This is a genomic window from Roseomonas gilardii (assembly GCF_001941945.1).
Classification (GTDB): domain Bacteria; phylum Pseudomonadota; class Alphaproteobacteria; order Acetobacterales; family Acetobacteraceae; genus Roseomonas.
This window is the reverse complement of sequence record NZ_CP015583.1, coordinates 677,717-695,980: the sequence shown is the minus strand read 5'-3', so window position 1 is coordinate 695,980 and position 18,264 is coordinate 677,717. Positions and strand designations below refer to the sequence as shown.

The 18,264-nt window shown below is 72.4% G+C and carries 16 protein-coding genes; 7 read left to right on the top strand and 9 right to left on the bottom strand.

What is annotated here, in order from left to right:
- Positions 1–97 precede the first annotated feature (97 nt).
- The 6 genes from RGI145_RS03010 to RGI145_RS02985 form a co-directional block, all read right to left on the bottom strand.
- Complete coding sequence (locus RGI145_RS03010) at positions 98–2,086, bottom strand: bifunctional 2',3'-cyclic-nucleotide 2'-phosphodiesterase/3'-nucleotidase (RefSeq protein ID WP_075797179.1); 1,989 nt, start codon at positions 2,084–2,086, stop codon at positions 98–100.
- 113 nt (positions 2,087–2,199) lie between these two features.
- Entirely contained in the window at positions 2,200–3,018 is an 819-nt protein-coding gene (locus RGI145_RS03005) for a nucleotidyltransferase family protein (protein ID WP_237183186.1), read from the bottom strand.
- Between the two features lie 13 nt (positions 3,019–3,031).
- Positions 3,032–4,114 carry an aminoglycoside phosphotransferase family protein gene (locus tag RGI145_RS03000; RefSeq protein WP_083670333.1) on the bottom strand — a complete coding sequence of 361 codons (1,083 nt, stop codon included), beginning with the start codon at positions 4,112–4,114 and terminating at the stop codon, positions 3,032–3,034.
- Complete coding sequence (gene tsaE / locus RGI145_RS02995; RefSeq protein WP_075797177.1) at positions 4,111–4,581, bottom strand: tRNA (adenosine(37)-N6)-threonylcarbamoyltransferase complex ATPase subunit type 1 TsaE; 471 nt, start codon at positions 4,579–4,581, stop codon at positions 4,111–4,113. The genes RGI145_RS03000 and tsaE overlap by 4 nt, the downstream gene beginning before the upstream one ends.
- Positions 4,582–4,733: 152 nt before the next feature.
- Complete coding sequence (locus RGI145_RS02990; protein ID WP_075797176.1) at positions 4,734–5,159, bottom strand: organic hydroperoxide resistance protein; 426 nt, start codon at positions 5,157–5,159, stop codon at positions 4,734–4,736.
- A 71-nt stretch (positions 5,160–5,230) separates the two neighbouring features.
- Positions 5,231–5,674, bottom strand: coding sequence for a MarR family winged helix-turn-helix transcriptional regulator (locus RGI145_RS02985; RefSeq protein ID WP_075797175.1), 444 nt, complete (start codon positions 5,672–5,674; stop codon positions 5,231–5,233).
- A gap of 386 nt (positions 5,675–6,060) precedes the next feature.
- Between RGI145_RS02985 and RGI145_RS02980 the strand changes: the two genes are divergently transcribed.
- From RGI145_RS02980 to RGI145_RS02955, 7 genes are all read left to right on the top strand, one after another.
- Positions 6,061–6,267: a cold-shock protein gene (locus RGI145_RS02980; protein WP_019460229.1), complete on the top strand. Its 207-nt coding sequence runs from the start codon at positions 6,061–6,063 to the stop codon at positions 6,265–6,267.
- 400 nt (positions 6,268–6,667) lie between these two features.
- Positions 6,668–6,829, top strand: a complete 162-nt coding sequence (locus RGI145_RS24900) for a hypothetical protein (protein WP_156878411.1) — start codon at positions 6,668–6,670, stop codon at positions 6,827–6,829.
- Positions 6,830–7,099: 270 nt separating this feature from the next.
- Complete coding sequence (locus RGI145_RS02975; RefSeq protein WP_075797174.1) at positions 7,100–8,125, top strand: NAD(P)/FAD-dependent oxidoreductase; 1,026 nt, start codon at positions 7,100–7,102, stop codon at positions 8,123–8,125.
- A 13-nt stretch (positions 8,126–8,138) separates the two neighbouring features.
- Positions 8,139–8,798 carry a glutathione S-transferase gene (locus tag RGI145_RS02970; RefSeq protein WP_075797173.1) on the top strand — a complete coding sequence of 220 codons (660 nt, stop codon included), beginning with the start codon at positions 8,139–8,141 and terminating at the stop codon, positions 8,796–8,798.
- Entirely contained in the window at positions 8,795–9,688 is an 894-nt protein-coding gene (locus RGI145_RS02965; RefSeq protein WP_075797172.1) for a VOC family protein, read from the top strand. Before RGI145_RS02970 ends, RGI145_RS02965 begins: the two co-directional genes overlap by 4 nt.
- Complete coding sequence (locus RGI145_RS02960; protein WP_075797171.1) at positions 9,685–10,440, top strand: FkbM family methyltransferase; 756 nt, start codon at positions 9,685–9,687, stop codon at positions 10,438–10,440. The genes RGI145_RS02965 and RGI145_RS02960 overlap by 4 nt, the downstream gene beginning before the upstream one ends.
- A 13-nt stretch (positions 10,441–10,453) precedes the next feature.
- Entirely contained in the window at positions 10,454–11,512 is a 1,059-nt protein-coding gene (locus RGI145_RS02955) for a glycosyltransferase family 4 protein (protein WP_075797170.1), read from the top strand.
- Here RGI145_RS02955 and RGI145_RS02950 read toward each other — a convergent pair.
- From RGI145_RS02950 to RGI145_RS02940, 3 genes are all read right to left on the bottom strand, one after another.
- A complete protein-coding gene (locus RGI145_RS02950; RefSeq protein WP_237183185.1) occupies positions 11,493–12,137 on the bottom strand; it encodes a YjbF family lipoprotein in 645 nt (214 codons plus the stop codon). The genes RGI145_RS02955 and RGI145_RS02950 overlap by 20 nt on opposite strands.
- A gap of 71 nt (positions 12,138–12,208) precedes the next feature.
- Complete coding sequence (locus tag RGI145_RS02945) at positions 12,209–13,465, bottom strand: MFS transporter (RefSeq protein WP_075797168.1); 1,257 nt, start codon at positions 13,463–13,465, stop codon at positions 12,209–12,211.
- Between the two features lie 77 nt (positions 13,466–13,542).
- Positions 13,543–18,252 carry an NAD-glutamate dehydrogenase gene (locus tag RGI145_RS02940; protein ID WP_075797167.1) on the bottom strand — a complete coding sequence of 1,570 codons (4,710 nt, stop codon included), beginning with the start codon at positions 18,250–18,252 and terminating at the stop codon, positions 13,543–13,545.
- Positions 18,253–18,264 lie beyond the last annotated feature (12 nt).

Here is an 18,264-nt window from a genome sequence, read left to right as displayed (position 1 = left end):
TTCACGGGAAAAGTGCAGGCAATCGGGGCGCGGGAGCCGGGCGATGCCCGGCCCCGGGAAGGCGGCCTCCCGGCCGCCATGGTCGGGCCTCGGGCGCTCAGCCGAAGGAGACCCGGAACTTCGCGAAGCCGCCCGGCGCATCGCCCAGCGGCTCCGCCTTCAGCCCCGCCGGCAGGGCGACCTTGGCCGCCGCCGGGGAGGTGACGTAGGAGACCACGGCATTCGCCGGCAGCGGCACGATGGACCAGTTGCCGTCGGCCTTCGGGTCCACGCTCTTCTGTTCGACGATGTAGCGCACGATGACGTCGCGGTTCAGGTCCGGCGCGTCGAGCACGATGGTCTTGCCGTCCGCACCGGGGAAGTTGCCGCCGCCTCCGGCGCGGTAGTTGTTGGTGGCGACCAGGAACTCGGCCGTCTCGTCCACCGGCCGGCCCTCGAAGCGCAGGTCCACGATGCGGTGCGCATCGGGCGCCACCAGCTTGCCGTCGTTGTCGTAGCGGGATTCCTGCGTCACATCGATGCGGTAGGTCACCCCGTCGATGATGTCGAAGTTGTAGGACGGGAACTTCCCGTTGATCAGGTCCTGCTCGGCGGTGGAGGACGGGTCGATCCGGTTGAAGATGCCCGCCGACCGCTCCAGCCATTCCCGCACCTGCGCGCCGGTGACCTTCACCACGCGCACGGTGTTCGGATAGAGGTAGATGTCGGCCATGTCCTTGATGGCGAGCGGCCCCGGCTTCACGTCGGTGTAGTAGTCCGGCCCCGAGCGCCCGCCCGCCTTGAACGGCGCCGCCGCCGAGAGCAACGGCAGCTTGTCCAGCCCCGAGCCGGTGGCGATGCTCCTGATGTACCAGGTCTGCGCGTTGCTCACGATCTGCACCGAAGGATCGTCGGCCACCAGCGCCCAGTAGCTGTTGATCGGCGCCTTCGTCTCGCCCACAGGCTGGCGCACATAGGCGAGCGTCGCCTCGTGCTCGGGCTTCGCCGCCTCCAGCACCGCCGGCGCTGTCGTGGCCAGCGCCACGATGCTGCGGTCGGGCTTGCGCTCGTAGATCGGCCGCGCCTCGACCTTGAAGTCCGCCATCTTCCAGACGCCGTTCCGCCCTTCGAGATCGAGGTCGATCACGCCCAGATGGCTGCCCCAGAAGCCCGCCATCACCGCCGGCACGCCATGCAGCGTGCCGCGCGCGGCATCCACGCCGTCGATGTTGGCGAAGTCCTTGCCCGGGAAGACGAGGTGCTGGTGCCCGGTGAAGATCACGTCGATGCCCGGCACCTTCGCCAGGTGCAGCGCGGCGTTCTCGTCGCCCTTCTGGTGCTCCCCGCCCGCGATGCCGGAATGGCAGAGCGCCACCAGCAGGTCGCATTGCCGCCGCAGCTCCGGCACGTAGCGCACCGCCGCGTCCACGATGTCGAGGGTGGTGGCCTTGCCGTCGAGGTTGGCCTTGTCCCATTGCGTGATCTGAGGCGGCACGAAGCCGATCACGCCGATCCTGAGCAGGCGCCTGCCCCCCTTCTCGTCCACCATCTCGCGCTCGAAGACGCGGGTGGGGGCGACGAGCGGCGAACCGTCGGCCTTGAACACGTTGGCGCAGACGCTGGGGAAGTTCTGCCCCGCCAGCGAGGTGCCCAGATAGTCCAGCCCGTAGTTGAACTCGTGGTTGCCCAGCGTGCCGCAGACATAGTCCAGCCTGTTCATCGCGGCGATGATCGGGTGCACCTGCCCCGGCTTCAACCCATGGCTATAGGCCATGTAGTCGCCCATCGGGCTGCCCTGGATCACGTCGCCATTGTCGAAGAGCAGGCTGTTCTTCGCCTCGGCCCGCGCCGCTGCGATCAGCGTCGCCGTCTTGGCCAGCCCCACCGTGTCGTCCGCCCGGTCCCGGTAGTAGTCGTAGGGATAGACGTTCACATGCAGGTCGGTGGTTTCCAGCAGCCGCAGCCGGATCCGCGTCGGCTCCGTCACCGTGCCGGTGGTGCCGGGGCTGGTCTGGGCCAGGACCCGGGGAGCCAGTGCCGCTGGGACGATCGCCGTGGCGGCGCCCGCCAGCAGCAGGGAACGGCGGGAGAAGGGAGGCAGGCTCATGGGCACCTTGGGGTCCGTGCGGCGGCGATAGTCTTCTACCGCCCCCGCGCGGCGATCAATCCCCGTTCCCGGTCACATTGACCGGGCCATCGCCCCGGACGGAAGGCGTGCCCTCAGAAGAAGCGCACCAGCCCGCGTTCGAGGCGGTGCTCCGCCTGATCCAGGTCCGCGGGGGTGGAAAGGTGGAACCACACCCCGTCATGCACCAGGGCGAAGGCGCGCCCCGCCGCGATGGCCTTGTCGTAGAGCCGGTTCATCGACCACGCCCCTTCCGGCGCACCGTCGAAGAGGCGCGGGTGCAGCACCTGCACCCCGGCATAGGTATAGGGCACCACCTCCCGCTCCTTCGGCCGGCGGATGCGGCCCAGCGGGTCCAGCGCGAAATCGCCGCGCCCGACATCGCCCTCCACCGCGGCGGCTCGGGCCACCAGCAGCAGCACGTCCATGGCCTCCGGATCGAAGGCCGCGAAGAGCCGCCGCAACGCCGGTACCGGCCCGTTCAGCCAGAAGGAATCGCCGTTCACCGCCACGAAGGGATCGGGCCCCAGCCTCGGCAGGGCGTTGCGGATGCCACCGCCGGTCTCCAGCAGCTCCGGCTCCACGATCGCCTCGCAGGCGGGCTTCCGCCGGGCGGCGCAGGCGGCCTCGACCTGCGAAGCCAGGTGATGCGCGTTCACCACCACGCGGCCGATCCCGGCGGCATCGAGCTGGTCGAGGATATGGTCCAGCAGGCTCCGCCCCTGCAGCCGCAGCAGCGGCTTCGGCGTGGTCTCCGTCAGCGGGCGCATGCGCGTGCCGAGGCCGGCGGCCAGCACCATTCCCGTGCCCGGGCTGACGCCCGGCGCGGGCAGGGCAAGGTCCGGCAGGGGGGGTGGCTGGGGTGGCGGCTGGGGGGCCAGAGGGGTTGCGGAGGCGTCGGTCGGTTCGCTCACGCGGCCAATTCCTTCACGAGCCCTTCGGGGGCGGGTTCATCCGGCTCGCCAATGGCACATGCGCATCCAGGAAGGAAGCGAGCGGCCGGGCCGCCGGATGCGCCAGCGACGCCGCCAGCAGGCGCCAGCAGCGCGGCCCATGGACGAGGTAACGCGGCTTGCCGTCGCGGCGCGCCAGCCGCACCCAGAGCGAGGCGACCCGCAGGTGCCGCACCGCGCCATGGGCGGCCATGGCGGCCTCCAGATCCGGCATGTCCCGCACCCGGCGATAAGCGGCGATGGCGGCCACCCGGGCCTCCGGCGCCACGTCGCGCCGGGCATCCTCCACCAGGCTCAGCAGGTCATAGGCCGGATGGCCCAGCGCGGCGTCCTGGAAATCCAGGATGCCCACGGCGCGCACGCCCTCCCGCCCCGGCACCAGGGTCAGGTTCGCCGGGAAGTAGTCGCGGTGCACGAGGCCGCGCGTGCCGCCGAAGGGCGCGATCGTGTCGTGCACGGCCCGGGCGAAGGCCTCGCGCTGCGCCGCAGAGGGCGCCTCGCCCAGCGCTGCCGGCCACCACCAGTCCAGGAAGGTGCCGGCCGCCGCCCGGGCCATCGCCGCGCCGTCCCAGGCCGGCAGGTCCGGCAGGGGCGGCACCGCGTGCAGCGCGGCGAGCGCCTCGCCCGCCGCGGCATAAAGCGGCGCCGGAGCGGCGCCGGCATCCAGCAGGTCGGCATGGGTGCGCTCGCCCAGCTCCTCCACCAGCAGCAGCCCGGCACCGTCGTCGCGCGCCAGGATGCGTGGCACGGACAGCCCGGCTGCGGCCAGCGGCCCCTGCATCCGGAGGAAGGGGTGCAGGTCCACCTCCGGCTCGGCGGAGCAGTCCATCAGCAGGGCAGGCGCCGGCCCGCCGCGCAGGCGGGTGTAGCGCCGCCGCCCGGCATCGCCGGGCAGAGGCTCGCGCGCCGCGCCGGCGAAGCCGTGGGCGGCCAGGAAGGCATCGGCGGTCACGGCCTCGATGGCCGGGGCAGCGGCGGTCGCCGTATCGGTGTCCGAGGCTGCGGTGTCCGGGGTTTCGGCGTTCGGGGCAGTGGCGCCCACGGCATCCATGGTCATGGGGAAAGCCTCTCGATTCGTCCGGGCCAGCCCCGCAGCGCGGCTTGCCGCGCCTCGCCCTCCAGCGGCGTCAGGCTGATGCGCAGCGCATCCTCCGGGGCCAGGTCCGCCAGCCGCCCGGGCCATTCCACCAGGACCACCCCGTCGCGCGCCTCCTCCCAGCCCAGTTCCTCCACCTCCTCCGCCCCACCGAGGCGGTAAAGGTCGAAGTGGTGGGCCATGCGGAAGGGCGCGGCGGGCGGCATCTCATAGCCCTGCACCAGGGTGAAGGTGGGCGAAGGCACTTCCAGGCCGGGATCGCCGGAGGCCGCTCGCAGGAAGGCCCGCGCCAGGGCGGATTTCCCCGCCCCCAGCGGCCCGTCCAGCAGGATGGCATCGCCGGGCAGCGCCAGCCGGGCCAGCCGCGCCGCGAGCGCCTCGGTGGCGGCGAGGTCGGGCAACAGGATGTCGAGGGAAGCGGGCGCCATGGGCGCGCACCATGCCCCGGCGCATCGCGGGGGGACAAGCGGCCAGGGCCGGTTTCACGGCGGGATCGCCCTGGCCGGGCATCGATGGCGGGGAAGCGATGCCGCGATGCACCACCCCTTCCCCGCGCAGGCCCTTCCCCGCGCCGGATGGTTCAGACCACCGTCAGCCCGACATCCACGTTGTTGCGCGTGGCGTTGGAATAGGGGCAGATCTGGTGCGCGGCCTGGACCAGTTCCTCCGCCTTGGCGCGCTCGACGCCCGGCAGGGAGATCTGCAGGTCGGCGGTGATGCCGAAGCCGCCCTCGGAACGCGGGCCGATGCCGACCGTGGCGGTCACCTTGGCATCGTTGGGCACGCGCACGCCCACCTTGCCGCTGACCGCCTTCATGGCGCCCAGGAAGCAGGCGGAATAGCCCGCCGCGAAAAGCTGCTCCGGATTGTTGCCCTCGCCGCCGGCCCCGCCCAGTTCCTTGGGCGTGGCCAGCTTCACGTCCAGCGAGCCGTCCTCGGTGGCGGCGCGGCCGTCGCGGCCCCCGGTGGCGGAGGCGGTGGTGCGGTACTTGACGTCGACGCTCATGATCTTCTCCTCGTCGCCGCGCCGTCCTTCTCGGGGCGGGCGGTCATGGAACCGTGTGCCAAGGGTGATGGTCAGGCCGCCCGCAAGGCATCGCGCAGGCGGATCAGGTTGTCGCGCAGCCCCCCGATCTCGGCAGGGGAACGGTCCATCGCGCAGGCCAGGCGATCAGGGATCTCCTGCGCCTTCTCTCGCAGGGACCGGCCCGCCTCGGTCAGGCGGATGCGGACCAGGCGCTCGTCTGACGGATCGCGCATCCGCCGCACCAGCCCGGCCACCTCCAGCCGCTTCAGCAGCGGCGTGAGGGTGCCGGAGTCCAGGAACAGCCGCTGCCCCAGCTCCTTCACCATCAGGTCGTCCCTTTCCCAGAGCACCAGCATGGCCAGATACTGCGGGTAGGTGAGCCCGAGCGGCTCCAGCAGCGGGGCATAGGCGCGGCCCAAAGCGTTCATCGCCGAATAGAGGGCGAAGCAGAGCTGGTCATCCAGCAGGGTGGTGTCCTGCGTTCCGTCCGACATGCCGCACCTCCATCGCTGGCATTATTTAGAGCACGATCAAATTGCTCACAATGAAATTTTGATCAATGAATCGTGAGCCGCGATCTACTGTTCGCTTTCGATCCGGCAGCCTCATCAAACTCACGAAATCGTGATTAATGGTCCTCAACCCCTTGTTCGCGCACTGAATCAGCCCCTGGATCACTCCCCGGTCGCCCTTACCTCCTCATTCGCCTCTTGTTTTCCGGGATGCACTTCCCCACCCTATGACCCATCAAGTGTTTGGTTCGGCCTGCTCTCCGAGCTCGTGACGGAGCGCCGAGCCTGGTGTCTGCATCCTTTCCAAAGGCTTGGTCCGCCGTGCATGTCTGCGCGGCGGGGATTTCTGCCAAGGATCGGAAAACACCATGGCAACCGGCACTGTTAAGTGGTTCAACGCAACCAAGGGCTATGGCTTCATCCAGCCGGATGATGGCTCCAAGGATGTGTTTGTCCACATCTCCGACGTTGAGCGCTCTGGAATCGGCAACCTGAACGAGGGCGACAAGCTCGAGTTCGAGATGCAGCGCGGCAATCAGGGCAAGGTCTCGGCCGGCAACCTGAAGCGCGCCTGAACAGGCGTGACGGGACCGCAAGGTCCCGCCGGCCACTCCCCGCATCCGCCGGCCATGCCGGCCGCGGGGATGGTGGCCGCGACAGCAGAGGGGGCCACGGCCTCCCTCCGCAAAACCGGAACGGCAATCTGCCGTGAGCGAGCCCGCCGCGATCGCCGCATGTGACGACTGTCACGCGGCCATCGTCCTGGCGACGTCCCCACCGCCGACATCGTTCCGGTGACACTCTTCCAGGCGAAGGCCGCCTGATCGATCGCCTCCCCTTTCCCGCCGGCTTCGCCCGCGACGACGGATGGCGATCTTCATCATGAAGTCACCGACTTCGGGCCATTCTCCACGCTAGACTTCGAAAACCGCCCCGAACGGCTCCGATCCCGGAGGCCGCGGCAAAAGGAATACCATGAACACGACGTCCCATACCCATGCCGGCCATCTGGCCGTCACCGCCAGCCTGCCCTTCCCGGCGGCCCTGGCTTCCGTCCCTGCCCTGCCGCCGCGTCCGGAGACCTCCGGCCTGAGCAGCGAGGAAATCCGCCGCATCGTGCGCGAGATCATGGGCTGACCCTCAACGGGTTTCCCCTCTTGTCCCGGATCTGCTCCCGCCGGATCTTCCCCTGACCGGGGTTTTTCCGCGATCCGGGCCCGCCCGGCGGGCTTTGCGCCCAGCCCGGCCTTCCCATCCCACACACCACCCTGCCCGCCCCTCCCAGGCAGGCGCTAATTTCCGCCGCCCGCCGGCAGGTGGCTTTGATCGCGGCGCGCTTGCCTGTATCACCCAGCCCCGGACTGGCCCGTATGACTGGCCCGTATCACCGGGAATGGGGAGACAGGGATGGCCGCGCGCATCGAGACCGACGTCGCCGTCATCGGGGCAGGGCCTGCCGGCCTGTTCGCCGTGTTCGAATGCGGCATGCTGAAGATGCGCTGCACGGTGATCGATACGCTGGATGCCATCGGCGGCCAGTGCACGGCGCTCTACCCCGAGAAGCCGATCTTCGACATCCCAGCCTTTCCACGCATCCCGGCCGGCGAGCTGATCGACCGGCTGGAGGAACAGGCGCGCCCCTTCACCCCCACCTATCTCCTCGGCCGCCGGGTGGAGAGCCTGGTTCGGGACGGCGAGAACCTCGTGCTCGGCACCAGCGCCGGCGACACGGTGGTGGCCAAGGCGGTGATCCTGGCCGCCGGGGCCGGCGCCTTCGGCCCCAACCGCCCGCCCTTGGCCGGGCTGGAGGGCTATGAGGCAGGCGGCGCCGTCCGCTACTTCGTTGCCCGGCGCGAGGATTTCCGCGGCAAGCGCGTGGTGATCGCCGGCGGCGGCGATTCCGCCGTGGACTGGGCCCTGTCGCTGAAGCAGGTGGCCGCCAAGGTGACCTTCGTCCACCGCCGCCCCAAGTTCCGCGCCGCGCCGGAAAGCGTTTCCCAGATGGAGGACGCCGCCGCGCGGGGCGAGATCGAGATGGCCATCCCCTACCAGCTCCACGGGCTGAAGGGCGACGGGCGGACGCTCACCCATGTCACCCTTGCCACCCTGAAGGGGGAGGAGCGCGACGTGGAGGCCGACCACCTGCTGGCCTTCTTCGGCCTGGCCATGGAGCTCGGTCCCATCGCCGAATGGGGCCTGGGGCTGGAGAAGACCCATGTCGCGGTGACCCCGGCGACGATGGAAACGAACATCCCCGGCGTCCATGCCATCGGCGACATCGCCACCTATCCCGGCAAGCTCAAGCTGATCCTGCAGGGCTTCGCCGAGGCCGCCGTGGCCGCCCATGCCGCGCATGGCCGCGTCTTCCCCGGCGAAGCGCTGCATTTCGAGTACTCCACCAGCAAGGGCGTCGCCGCCGTCCCGGCGGAATAAGGGAGCCAGTCCTATGTCCGAAGGCCGCCTCGTCATCGGCACCAAGCGCTATTCCTCCTGGAGCCTGCGCGGCTGGCTCGGCGTGCATCTCGCCGGGCTGGAGGTGGAGGAGGTGCTGATCCCCCTCGCCGGGGGCGGGGGCACGGAGGCCATCAAGCAGGTCACCCCGGCCGGCCTCGTCCCCTATCTGGAGCATCGCGGCGCCCGCATCTGGGAAAGCCTCGCCATCCTGGAATACTGCGCCGAGCTGGAACCCCGGCTCTGGCCCGCCGATCGCGTGACGCGGGCCCAGGCCCGATCCGTGGCGGCGGAGATGCATGCCGGCTTCCGCGCCATGCGTATCGCCATGCCGATGAACCTGGGCCGCGACGACTATGCCGGGCTCGGACGCAACCCGGAAAGCCTGGCCGACATCGCCCGCATCGAGGCGGTCTGGGCGGACTGCCTCATCGAACAAGGCGGCCCCTTCCTGTTCGGCGCGGAGTTCGGCGCGGCGGATGCGATGTACGCCCCGGTGGTGGCCCGCTTCCTGACCTACCAGCCGGAACTCTCCCCCCGCTCCCTCGCCTATCTGGAGGCGGTGCGCCGCCATCCGTTGATGGAGCGCTGGTATGCCGAGGCCGCCGCCGAGCCGCGGGAATGGCTGCTACCGAAATACGAGACCCTCGCTTGAACGTCCCCGCCGCCGGAGCGGAAGGCAACGGCACCGCCTCGGATCTCGATCATATCGGTGTCTGCACCCGCGATGGCCCCACCCTCTGGGCGCAGTGGGAGCGGCTGGGCTTCGCCCTGACCCCCATCGCCCGGCAATCCGCCCCGCGCATCCCCGGCGGTCCGGCGGAGCCGCTGGCCACCGGCAACCGCTGCGCCATGCTGCGCCGGGGCTATCTGGAGCTCCTGGCGATCCTCGACCCGGCCCTGCCGGATAACGGGCTGGGCCGCTTCCTCGACCGCTACACAGGGATGCACATCCTGGCGCTCGCCACCGAGGATGCCGGTGCCAACCTGCCGCGCCTGCGCCGTGCCGGGCTCGACATCCACGACGTGGCGATGCTGGAACGCCCGGTGGACGATCCGGAGGGGCCCCGCGCCCGCTTCGCCCGCGTGCCGCTGCCGGATGCGCCGGAGGGCCGCGTCCAGCTCATCGAGCACCTGACGCCGGAGCTTCTCTGGCAGGAGCGCTGGCTCGACCATCCCAACAACGCCGTGGCCCTGGCCGAGAGCATCCTGGTCGCGGAACGGCCCGCCGAGAGCGCCGCGCGCCTGTCGCGCCTCGCCGGGATGCCGCTGGAGCCGGACCCGGCGGGCGGCTACGTCCTGCCCCTGGCCGAGACGCGGGTCCGCATCCTGCCGGCGGCGGCGCTGGAGGCGCTGCTCCCCGGCGTGGAACCGCCCTCCCTGCCCTTCCACGCCGCCATCACCGTGCTGACCGGCGACGGCAACGCCGCCGCCCGGCGCCTGCTGGCCGGCCTCGCCACGGAAACCCCGCTCGGCCTCACCGTCCCGCCGGAGGGCGCCGGCGGCGTCGCCGTGGCTTTCCGCGCCGCGGGCCAGCGCGGATGATCCAGGCCGCCGCGATCGGCCGCTCGCTGCGGATCTACTACGCCCCGGGGCGGGCGGCGGCGCTGGACGCGCATCTGCGCCGCTTCCTCGGCCCTGGCGAACTGGGCTTCGATCTCGGCGCCCATGTCGGCGACCGCACGGCGAGCTTCCGCCGCCTCGGCGCCCGCGCCCTGGCCGTGGAGCCCCAGCCCCGCCTCGCCCGGCTGCTGCGCCTGCTGTTCCGCAGCGATCCCGGCGTCACCGTCCTCGCCGCCCTGGTCGGCGCGGCGGAGGGCGAGGCCGAGCTGCGCCTGAACAGCGCCAACCCCACCGTGGCCACCGCCTCCGCCGATTTCGTGGCCGCCGCCCGGGATGCCGAGGGCTGGGCGGAGCAGCGCTGGGACGGCACGCTCCGCCGCCCCGTCACCACGCTCGACGCGCTGATCGCCCGGCACGGCCCGCCGCATTTCGCCAAGCTGGATGTGGAAGGCTATGAGGCCGAGGCCCTGGCCGGGCTGAGCCGCCCCCTGCGCGCCCTGAGCTTCGAGTTCACCACCATCCAGCGCGACGTCGCGCGCCGCTGCCTCGACCGGCTGGCGAGCCTTGGTCCCTACCGCTTCAACGCCTGCCTCGGGGAGGATGCCCGCTTCCTCTTCCCCCGGCCGCGTGGCGCGGCGGAGACGGCCGAATGGCTCGAAGCCCTGCCGCAGGCGGCCAACAGCGGCGACATCTATGCCAGCCTCGACCCCGAGCGCCTGACCCCCTCTTCCTGAATTCCTGGCCCCGATGCAGTTCCAAGCCTTCCTTCAGCATCTCGGCTTCGCCGCGATGCTCGCCCTCCTCTCGGCGGCGCTGGTGCGGGCGATGATCGCCTTCCCCATCCTGGACCGCCCCAATGCCCGCTCCGCCCATGTGGTGCCGACGCCCCGCGGCGGCGGTGTCGGCGTGGTGGCCGCCTTCGTCGCAGGCATGATCGTGCTCTATTCCGGCGCGCAATACGCCCGCATCGCCGAGCCGCAGTTCATCGGCGTGATTCTGGCCGCCGTCGCCATCGCCGCCGTCTCGCTGGCCGATGACGTCGTGAACTTCCGCTTCTCCCTCAAGCTCGCCGCCCAGGGCGCGGCGGCGCTGGTGGCGATGGGCAGCGGCCTCGTCATCAGCCGCGTCGCCCTGCCGGAGATCGGCCTGACCGAGCTCGGCCCCTTCGGCCCGGTGCTGACCCTGTTCTGGATCCTCGCCTGCACCAACGCGGTGAACTTCATGGACGGGCTGGACGGGCTGGTCGGCGGCGCGGTCCTTATCGCCTCCATCGCCCTCTGCGGCATCGCGGCGCTGCTGGGCGGCTGGTTCGTCTATGCCGCCGCGCTCTTCCTCGCCGCCGGGCTGCTGGGCTTCCTACCCTTCAACCTCACCCCGGCGCGCATCTTCATGGGCGATGTCGGCTCGCAGTTCCTGGGCTTCATGATGGCGGTGCTGGCCGTGGCCGCCGCCCGCTTCGAATACACCCAGGTCTCCTTCCTGATCGTGCCGCTGCTGCTCTTCGCGCTGCTCTTCGACAGCGGCTTCACCCTGCTCCGCCGCATGGCGATGGGGGAGCGCGTGGCCCAGGCGCACCGCACCCACCTGTACCAGATGGCCCAGCGCGCCGGCATCCCGACCGCCCGGATCGCCGCCGCTCACTGGGGCTTCGCCGTGTTCCAGGGCCTGCTCGCGCTGCTCTTCCTGGAACTCGCACCCTGGGCCAAGCCGCTGGTCCTGCTGCCCGCTCTGCTGGTGCAGCTCGGCTGGCTGTTCCTGGTGGCGCGGCGGGTGCAGCGGGCGGGGCTCAGCTGGCGGGCGGCGTAAGGACCTCGATCACCATCGGACGCTCCTCCCCGACCCACTGTTCGGACCGCCAGATCGCCCCGGTCTCCGGCACCGCCCAGTAGCGGTTGGTGAAGGAGGCGCCGCCGCCGCAGCGTTCCTCCACCAGCAGCGCCTCCCCGCTCCGCGCCGCCCGCAGCCGGCATTCCAATCCCAGGCCGAAGCGCATGTGGTCGGGCGAGCGGTCGGGGCGCATCAGGTCCACCCAGCGGCGCAGCGTGGCCGGGCGTTCCGCCAGTGCCGTCGGGTCGTCCAGCGGGTCCGGCCCGTCCAGCCGCGTGGCGGCCAGATAGGTCCGGACCCCCGCCGTCGCCGTCACCCGCGCCCCATCCGTCGCGACCACCAGCCCGTCCGGGCTTCGCCACAGCCGGCGCTCGCCATTCTCCTCGACCAGCACCGCCACCGCGTGGCGCGACCCCTGCCGCACGGACAGCGCCGGCTCGGCGGGCAGGCCATCAGCGGGAGGGGTGGGCAGGCGGCTGCGCGGGATCGGCTCCCCGGCCAGTTCCTCCGCCGGCCCACCCAGGACGGGGCGCATCAGGTCGGCCATCACCGTATCGCCACAGGCGGCGAGGCACAGGAGCGGAAACGCGAGGAGGAATCGCATGAACGCGACCATAGGTTGTTATTCCGCCTGCGTGGAGATCTCCTGGAACTGGCATTGGAGCGGCTCTCCGATCAGGTCCCGGCCCGGCGCGGCGCCCGCACCGTCAGCAGCATCAGCGCGCCGAGCCCCAGGAACACGCCGATCGTCGCCATGCCGAGCCGCTGGCTGCCGGTCCAGCCCGTCACCAGTGCCAGCACCGCCGGGCCGAGGAAGCCGGTGATGCGGCCCGACAGGGCGAAGAGTCCGAAATGCGCCGCCATCTCCCCGGGCGGGGCCAGCCGCGCCAGCAGCGTGCGCGAGGAGGCCTGGGCCGGGCCGAAGAACAGCCCCAGCAGCAGCGCCAGGGCCCAGAAGGCCGTCTTCGAAGGCACCACGACCAGCGCCGCGCTCAATAACAGCAGCGCGGCCAGCGAGAACAGCACCGTGCGTTTCGAGCCCAGCCGGTCGTCGATCAGCCCGCCCGCCGCCGCGCCAATCCCGGCGGTGACGTTCAGCGCGATGCCGAAAAGCAGGATCTCCTGGATCGCCATGCCATGCACCCCGGCGGCGAAGATGGCCCCGAAGGCGAAGAGCGTGTTCAGCCCGTCGGTGTAGAGCATGTTGGCCAGCAGGAAGCGCCAGAGGTCCCGCCGCCGCGGCAGGCGGCGCAGCACGGAGACCAGCTCCTCCAGCCCGCCCCGCGCCGCCGCCGCCCAGCCCCGGCGCGGCCCCCCGGGATCGGGTACGGCGAGCAGCACCGGCCAGCCGAAGCCCAGCAGCCACGCAGCGGTCAGCAATGCCGCCGCCCGCACCGGCTCGGCGCTCGCCTTGTCCAGCCCGAAGAGCGGCGGGTCAGGTCGGATCAGCAGCACCAGCGCCAAGGCGAGGCAGGCCAGCCCGCCGGCATAGCCCAGCCCCCAGGCGAGCCCCGAGACCCGCCCGATCCGCTCCGGCGGCGCCACCTGCGGCAGCATGGCGTTGTAGAAGACGGTGCCGACCTCGAAGGCCACGGTCGCGCCCCCGACGCAGGCGAGCAGCCACAGCGTCCAGGACGGGTCGGGCCGGGCGAACCAGACCAGCGACGTCAGCAGCGCCGCCAGCAGCGTGCAGAGGCCGAGCAGCAGGCGCCGCCGCCCACCGGCATCGGCCACCGCGCCCAGCACGGGGGAGAGCAGCGCGATCGCCACCGCCGCCGAGCTCTGCATCCAGCCCCACATCGCCTGCCCCTGCGCCGGGTCGGGCGCCACGGCCTGAGTGAAATAGGCGGCGATGACGAAGGTGGACACCATCGTGGGAAAGGCGCTGTTCGCCCAGTCATAGAGCGCCCAGGCGAAAGCTCGTCGGTCCAATCATCCCCCTCCGCACGATCCGTGCGGGCATGGTCCCCGGACAGGGAGGGGTAGCCGATACCCCCCCCCGCCCCGCCTCACCCCGGCAGGCGCGCCAGCACCCGCAGCGCCACGGTCACGGCCGCCAGGTCCGGCACCGCGGCTGCCTCGCGCGCCGTGGCCAGCGCCGCCTCCGCGCCCGCCGCCGGATCGCGCCCTTCCAGCAGCACCCGGGCGAAGCGTGCCTGCAGCCCGTCCAGCTCGTCCAGCAGCGCCGCCCGGGCGCGGGCGCCGAAGGCCCCGCCCGCCGGGGCCGACTGGGCGGCGCCGCGCAGCGCGTCCAGCCCCATGCGCCGCCCCGCCTCGGCCCAGGCCTGCGCGGCCTCGCCCGGCGCGGCCCCGGCGGCCGCGGCCAGCCGCAGCACGCCCAGTGCCGGCAGCAGGGCCGGAGCAGCCGCCGCCAACCGCGCGGGCTCGGGCGGCAGCAGCGGGTCCACCTCGCCCGCCGGCACCGCCGCCACCAGCGCTGCCGTGCCGGGCAGCAACCCGTCCAGCGCCTCGTCCAGCGGCCGGCGCATCTCCCGGCCGGTGAGCAGCCCGCGCGCCGCCGTTTCCTGCAGGGTCCGCAGCGCCAGCAGCGCGTCGCGCCGCCGCGGCCAGGGCGCGTCGGAGCGGTCGATCGCATCCGCCGCCGCGTCGGTGCGGAACAGCGCGCCCGCCAGCCAAGCCGCCCGGGCCACGGTGGCCGGATCGGATTCCGCCGTCAGCCGCGCCAGCCCCGCCGGCCCGATCCGGTTGGCGACGAGGTTGCCGAGCACCGTCGCGATCAGCTCGCGCCGCAGCCGGTGCCGCTGCGCCTCGGCCGAGAAGCGGCGCCGCAGCGGCGTCGGGAAGTAGTCCACCAGCAGCGGCAGCAACGCCGGGTCGTCCGGCAGGTCGCTCGCCTCGATCGCATCCGTCAGCCAGAGCTTGGCCACCGGCAGCAGCGCTGCGATCTCGGGCCGCGTCAGCGCATCCCCGGCGGCGATCCGCGCCGCCATCGCCGCCGCATCCGGCAGGCCCGCCACGGCGCGGTCCAGCAGCCCGGCGGATTCCAGCCGCGTCATCAGCAGCGCATGCGCCGGTAGCGCCTCGGCGCCCGCCGCTTCCTCCAGGCTGACGGCCAGGGACTGCTCGACATTGTCGGCCAGCACCTGCCCCGCCAGCTCGTCGGTCATCTCCGCCAGCAGCGTGTCGCGCCCCTGCATGGTCAGCGCACCGGAGGCGGTGGCGTCGGCCAGCAGGATCTTGATGTTCACCTCGTGGTCGGAGGTGCTGACGCCGGCGGAATTGTCGAGCGCATCAGTGTTCAGCCGCACGCCGGCTCGAGCCGCCTCGATCCGCCCTGCCTGGGTGATGCCGAGATTGGCGCCCTCGCCCAGCACACGGGCGCGCAACTGGCCACCATTGACGCGCAGCGCGTCGTTGGCGCGGTCGCCCGCCTCGGCCTGGGTCTCGCCGGCGCCTTTCACATAGGTGCCGATGCCGCCGAAATAGAGCAGGTCCACATCCAGCGTCAGGATCGCCTTCATCACCTCGGCCGGCTCCGCGCGCTCCTTCGCGAGGCCCAGCAGCCGCTGTGCCTGCGGACTCAGCGGCAGGAACTTGGCGTTGCGCGGGAAGACGCCGCCGCCCTCGCTGATCCGCCGCGCCTCGTAATCCGCCCAGGAGGAGCGCGGCAGGCGGAAGAGCCGCTCGCGCTCGTTGTAGGACGCCTCGGGATCGGGGTCCGGGTCGAGGAAGATGTGGCGGTGGTCGAAGGCTGCCACCAGCCGCGTCTGGCGCGACACCAGCAGCCCGTTGCCGAAGACGTCGCCGCTCATGTCGCCGACGCCCGCCACGGTGAAGGGCTCGCGCTGGATGTCGCGCCCCATCTCGCGGAAATGCCGCGCGATCATCACCCAGGCGCCCTTGGCGGTGATGCCCATCGCCTTGTGGTCATAGCCTTGGCTGCCACCCGAGGCGAAGGCGTCGCCCAGCCAGAAGCCGTATTCCGCCGAGATGCCGTTGGCGATGTCGGAGAAGGTGGCGGTGCCCTTGTCGGCGGCAGCGACGATATAGGGATCGTCGCCGTCGCGGCGCACCACGCGGTCCGGCACCACCACGCCGCCATCGGCGCCGTAATTGTCGGTGACGTCGAGCATGCCGCGCACGAGCTGGCGATAGGCCGCCTGCCCCGCCGCCATGAAGCCCTCGCGCTCCGTGGGCACGCTGCCCTTGAGCACGAAGCCGCCCTTCGCGCCGGTCGGCACGATCACCACGTTCTTCAGGCGCTGCGCCTTCATCAGCCCCAGGATCTCGGTGCGGAAATCCTCGCGCCGGTCGCTCCAGCGGATGCCGCCCCGCGCCACCGGGCCGGCGCGCAGGTGGCAGCCCTCCATCGTCGCGGCATGCACGAAGATCTCGCGCCAGGGCCGCGGCAGCGGCATCTCGCCCGCCGCGGCGCTGTCGATCTTCAGCACCAGCCGGTCGCGCTCCTGGAAGTAGTTGGTGCGCAGCACCGCATCCAGCAGGCGCCGCAGCCGGGTGAAGATGCGGTCCGCGTCCGGGTCCGCATTCGCCTCCAGCAGCGCATCCCAGCGCCGCGCGAGCACCGCCTCGGCCGCCTCGTCGCGCGGCCGCGCGGGATCGAAGCGCGCGTTGAACAGGTCCACCAGCAGCCGCGCCGCCTCGGGCTGCGCCGCCAGCGCGCCGGTCACCGCCTCCTGGCTGAAGGCGAAGCCCACCTGCTTGAGCCAGCGGAACAGGGCTCGCAGCAGCCAGCACTCCCGCCAGTCCAGCCCGGCGCGCAGCACCAGCCGGTTGAAGCCGTCCGCCTCGGCCCGGCCGGTCAGCAGCGCCTCCAGTGCCACCAGCAGCGCCGGGAAGCGCTCCGGACGCGCCTCGCAACCGGCCTGCAGCGTGAAGACATGCAGCACCGCCGGCATTGCACCCGCCGGGGCCAGCCGGTGCGGCACCTCCTCCAGCGCCCGCAGGTCCAGCGCTTCGAAGAGCGGCAGCGCGTCGGCCAGGGGCAGCGGCCCGCCCGGCCGCACCAGCCGCAGCGTCAGCCGCCGCGCGTCATCGCCCGGCGCGCGCTCGATCCGCGCCGCCAGCCGTCCCTGGCCGATCGCCTCCTCCGCCAGCCGCAGGTCGGCCACCGCCAGCGCCGCGGGCGTTTCCTCGCGATAGGCGGGCGGGAAGCCCTCGGCCCAGCGGGCGAGCAGCCGTGCCGCCTCGTCCTCCCCCCGGTCGCGCGCCAAGGCGTCGCCCAGCCGGTCGGCGAAGGAGCGCGCGGCCTGCGCCATCGCCGCCTCCAGCACCGTGTCGTCCACCTGGGGGACGGCACCGGGGGTTGTCGCGATGATGTAGTGGACCCGCGCCAGCGGCCCGTCGCCCAGCGCCACGCCCACCGAGGCGAGCCGCCCGTCGAAGGCCCCGGCCAGCAGCCGCCCCACGCGTTCCCGCAGCCGCGTGTCGAAGGTGTCGCGCGGCAGCCAGGCGATGGCGGCGACCGAGCGCCCCGAGGGGTCGCGCCGCAGCATCAGCGCCGGGCGCGGGCGCAGTTGCAGGTCCAGCACCCGGCGCGCCGCCGCCAGGATCTCCGCCTCGCCCGCCTGGAACAGCTCGTCGCGCGGCCAGGTGTCGAGGATGAAGCGCAGCGCCCGCTCGTCATGGCTCTCCGGCATGGCGCCGGCGGCGTCGAGGATGCGCTGCACCTTGGAGGAGAGCCAGGGGATGGAGCGCGGGTTGCGGTTGTAGGCCGTGGCCGCGAAGAGGCCGAGGAAGCCGTGGACGGCCACGACCCGCCCCTCCAGCACCACCGGCGTCAGGATCAGGTCGAGATGCACCGGCCGGTGCACCCGGGCGCGCGTCCCCGCCTTGGCCACGGTCAGGGCGGGGATCGTGGTCCGCGCCGCCTCGCCTTCCGGCAGGGGGGGCAGGGCATCGAAGACCGGCAGGGCCGGGTCGCGCAGCAGGCCCAGCCCCTCATCCTCCTGCGTGGCCTTGGGCGCGGCCCCGTCCGGGGCTTCCAGCCGCAGCCGGCGATGGCCGAGCAGCACGAAATTGTCCTCGTCGAGCCAGCGCAGGAAATCGCTGACCTCCGCCCCCGACGGCGCGCCCGCCACGTCCTGGGCCGCGAGACGGAGCTGCGCGCGCATGGCGGGATAGTCGGACACGGCCTGGCGCAGATCGGCCAGGGTCCGCCGCAGCGTGGCCTCCACGCCGGGCCAGTCCTCCGCCGGGGCGGCGTCCTCGCCCAGCAGCCGGGCGGGGGCGGGCGACACCTCGATGCGCATCATGCTCTCGGCCGTCCCCCGCTCGGCTGTCTCCTGGGGGTCGAAGCCCAGCAGCCGCCCTCCGGCGTCGCGGCGCACCGTCATCACCGGATGCAGCAGCCGCCGCACCGTGCGCCCGGACAGGGTCAGCGCCGCCATGGCGCTGTCCACCAGGAAGGGCATGTCGTCCGTCACGATCTCCAGCAACGCGCCGCCGCGCCCTGGGCCCGGCGGCTGGAGCCGCAGCTTCGCCTCGGCGGGCTTCCGCTCGGAGGCCAGGGACCAGAGCGAGATCGCCGCCGCGGCCAGCGCTTCGGGCGATTCGGCCGCCAGCTCGGCGGTCGGCAGGGCCTCGAAGAGATGGCGCAGCAGCACCGGCAGGTCTTCCGGCAGGGCCGGCGCGAGCCGCCGCGCCGCCTCCCCGGCGGCGCCGAGGATCTCCACCCGCAGCCGGTCCGATCCGGTTCCCTGTTCCACTCCACGTCCGGCGGGGCTGGCGTCCTGCGGCATGGTCCTCGTCCT